The sequence below is a fragment of the Micromonospora sp. NPDC049044 genome (assembly GCF_040649215.1).
GTDB lineage: Bacteria > Actinomycetota > Actinomycetes > Mycobacteriales > Micromonosporaceae > Micromonospora.
Map to the genome: position 1 here is coordinate 1 of NZ_JBEZFA010000084.1, position 3,020 is coordinate 3,020.

The 3,020-nt window shown below is 74.8% G+C and carries 1 protein-coding gene; it reads right to left on the minus strand.

Features of this window, described 5'->3' with window-relative positions; genetic code table 11:
- Positions 1 to 3,020: SDR family NAD(P)-dependent oxidoreductase (locus tag AB0B85_RS33540; protein ID WP_357413788.1), on the minus strand; the 3,020-nt coding region annotated here is incomplete at both ends.

Consider the following 3,020-nt stretch of genomic DNA (forward strand, 5'->3'; position numbering starts at 1 on the left):
GCATCGCCACCAACGACGACGAACACGCCGTATCAACCGTGACCGCCGGACCCTCCAACCCGAACACGTACGACACCCGACCCGACGCGACGGAGCCGGCGCTGCCGCTGCCCAGGTAGCCCTCGTACTCGCCCGCAGTGGCCACGACCCGGGTGCCGTAGTCGTGGTACATCATTCCGGCGTAGACGCCGGTGGCCGTGCCGCGTACCGACGCCGGGTCGATCCCCGCCCGCTCGAACGCCTCCCATGACACCTCGAGCAGCAGGCGCTGCTGCGGGTCCATCGCCAGCGCCTCACGCCGGCTGATCCCGAAGAACTCGGCGTCGAAGCGCCCTGCGTCGTGCAGGAACCCGCCCTCGCGGGCGTACGTGCGGCCGACGGCGTCGGGGTCCGGGTCGTAGAGCCGCTCGACGTCCCAGCCTCGCCCGGCGGGGAAGCCGGTGATCGCGTCGCCGCCGGTGGCCACGAGCCGCCACAGATCCTCCGGCGAGTTGACGCCACCCGGATAGCGGCAGCTCATACCCACGATGGCGATCGGCTCATCGAGGTCGGCGGTCCGGCGCACCGCGACGGCGGCGCGCTGTTCGCCACCGAGTTCGCCGAGCAGGTGCCGGACAACCGCGGCCGGGCTGGGGTGGTCGAAGACGAGGGTCGCCGGCAGCCGCAGCCCGGTCACCGTGTTGAGGCGGTTGCGCAATTCGACTGCGGTGAGCGAGTCGAACCCCAGGTCCTGGAAGGCGCGGTCGGCGACGACCTCCGCCGCGTCGGCGTAGCCGAGCACTGTGGCAGCCTCGGCCGCGACGAGGTCGGTGAGGTGCCGGGTGCGCTGGTCCGGGGTGAGCTCCGCGAGGCGGGCGGCCAGCGTGCCGTCCACACCGGCGGTGGCGCTGCGCCGGGCTGTGGTCGGGGTGAGCCGCCGCAGGACGGGGGTGAGGTCCCCAGCGCGGGCGCGGGCGCGCAGGGCGGCCCGGTCGAAGCGGGCGGCGGTCGGGGCGGACGCGCCGGTCTGCAGCGCGGCGTCGAACAGCGCGAGCCCGTCGGCGTCGTCGAGGGGGCGCATGCCGGAGCGGCTCATCCGGTGGCGATCAGCGGTGTCCAGGGCGGCGGTGAGGGTGCTGCTCCGGGCCCATACTCCCCACGAGATGGAGGTCGCGGGTGCACCGGTGGCGGCACGGGTGGCGGCAAGGGCGTCGAGGAACGCGTTGGCCGCCGCGTAGTTGGCTTGCCCGGCGGCGCCGACGACCCCGGCGATCGAGGAGAAGAGAACGAACGCGGCCAAATCATGGTCACGGGTCAGCTCATCGAGGTGCACGGCCGCGTCGGCCTTGGGGCGGAGCACGCGGGTGAGCTGGTCGTCGGTGAGCGCGGCGGCGACGCCGTCCTCGGTCACCCCGGCGGCATGGATCACCGCGGTGAGCGGGCGGTCGGCCGGGATCGCCTTGAGCAGCGCCGCGAGCGCGGCTCGGTCGGCGGTGTCGCACGCGGCGTAGATGGGCTGGGCGCCGTGTGCGGCCAGCTCGGCGAGCACGTCGGCGGGGGCGTCGGCGCGGCGGCCGACCAGCAGCAGATGGCACAGGCCGTACGCGGCGACCAGGTGCCGGGCGACCAGGCTGCCGAGCGCGCCGGCCCCGCCGGTGATCAGGACGGTGCCGTGCGGGTCGAGCGGCACCTCCCGGTGCGGGTCGGTGGCCAGCGGCAGCAGCACGGGTACACGCATCCGCCCGGCCCGGAGCGTGAACTGCCCCTCCCCTGCCGCCACCCCTGCGGTTACCAGCCTGCTCACCTCGCCGGTGAGCGGGCCGTCCACATCGGCCAGGGCGAACCGGCCAGGGTTCTCCGTCTGCGCCGACCGGACCAGGCCCCACACGGCGGCAGCTGCGGGGTCCACGGTCGCGGTGTCGACGGCGTCGCGGGTGACCAGGACGAGCCGGGGGTCACGGTCCTCGGCTAGCCAGGTGCGGACAAGACCCAGCGCACGGCGTGTGAGCGCGTGCGCCCGCTCGGCCGCCCCGTCGGCGGGCTCGGTTTCGGTGAGGTCGACCAGGTGCACGTCTGCGTCGGCTGTGACGTCGAGGGTCGCCGATTCCCAGACGGTATGGAAGAGACCGTCGGCGGCCACCAGCGCGGCACCCGGGGCGGGCAGCGGCCGCAGGGTCAGCGCCTCGATCCGCAGCACGGGCTGCCCGTTGGTGTCGTACGCGGACACCGTGATCGTGTCGGGTCCGGCCGGCGCGAGGTGGACCCGCAACCGGTCGGCGCCGGTAGCGGTGAGCGTCAGGCCGCTGACAGCGAACGGCAGCCGGACTGCCTCAGGGGCGTCGGCGAGCGCGCCGAGGCCGCTCGCGTGCAGGGCCGCGTCGAGCAGGGCCGGGTGCATGCCGTAGCGGGCTGCCTCACCGGCCGCCGATGCGGGCAGGGCCACCTCGGCGTACACGTCGGAGTCGGATCGCCACACACGGCGCAGGCCCTGGAAGACGGGACCGTAGCGCAGCCCGGCCTCGGCCAGGCGGGGGTAGAGGTGGTCGACGGGCACTTCGACCGCCGTCGCGGGTGGCCACTGCGCGGGTGCCTGCCGAGCGGTGACCGGCGTGCCGGACAGCTGCCCGGCCGCGTGGCGGGTCCAGGTCTCGCCGTCCTCGCGGCACGAGCGGACGGCCAACTCGCGGCGGCCTGCCTCGTCCACCGCGCCGACGCTCACCTGGACGCGGACCCCGGACCCGGCCGGGATCACGAGTGGCGCCTCGATGGTCAGCTCGTCGACGGCGGGGCAGCCGACCTGGTCACCGATGTGCTGGGTCAGTTCGGCGAAGGCGGTGCCGGGCAGGAGGATCGCGTCGCCGACGACGTGGTCGGCGAGCCAGGGCTGCCGGGCCACGGACAGGCGCCCGGTGAACAGATAGCCGCCCGTATCGGGCAGCGGCACCGCCGCGCCCAGCAGCGGGTGGTCTGCGGCGGTCAACCCGGCGCCGGTCAAGTCGGCACCGCCGCCACTGTCGCGCAGCCAGTAGCTTTCCCGCTGG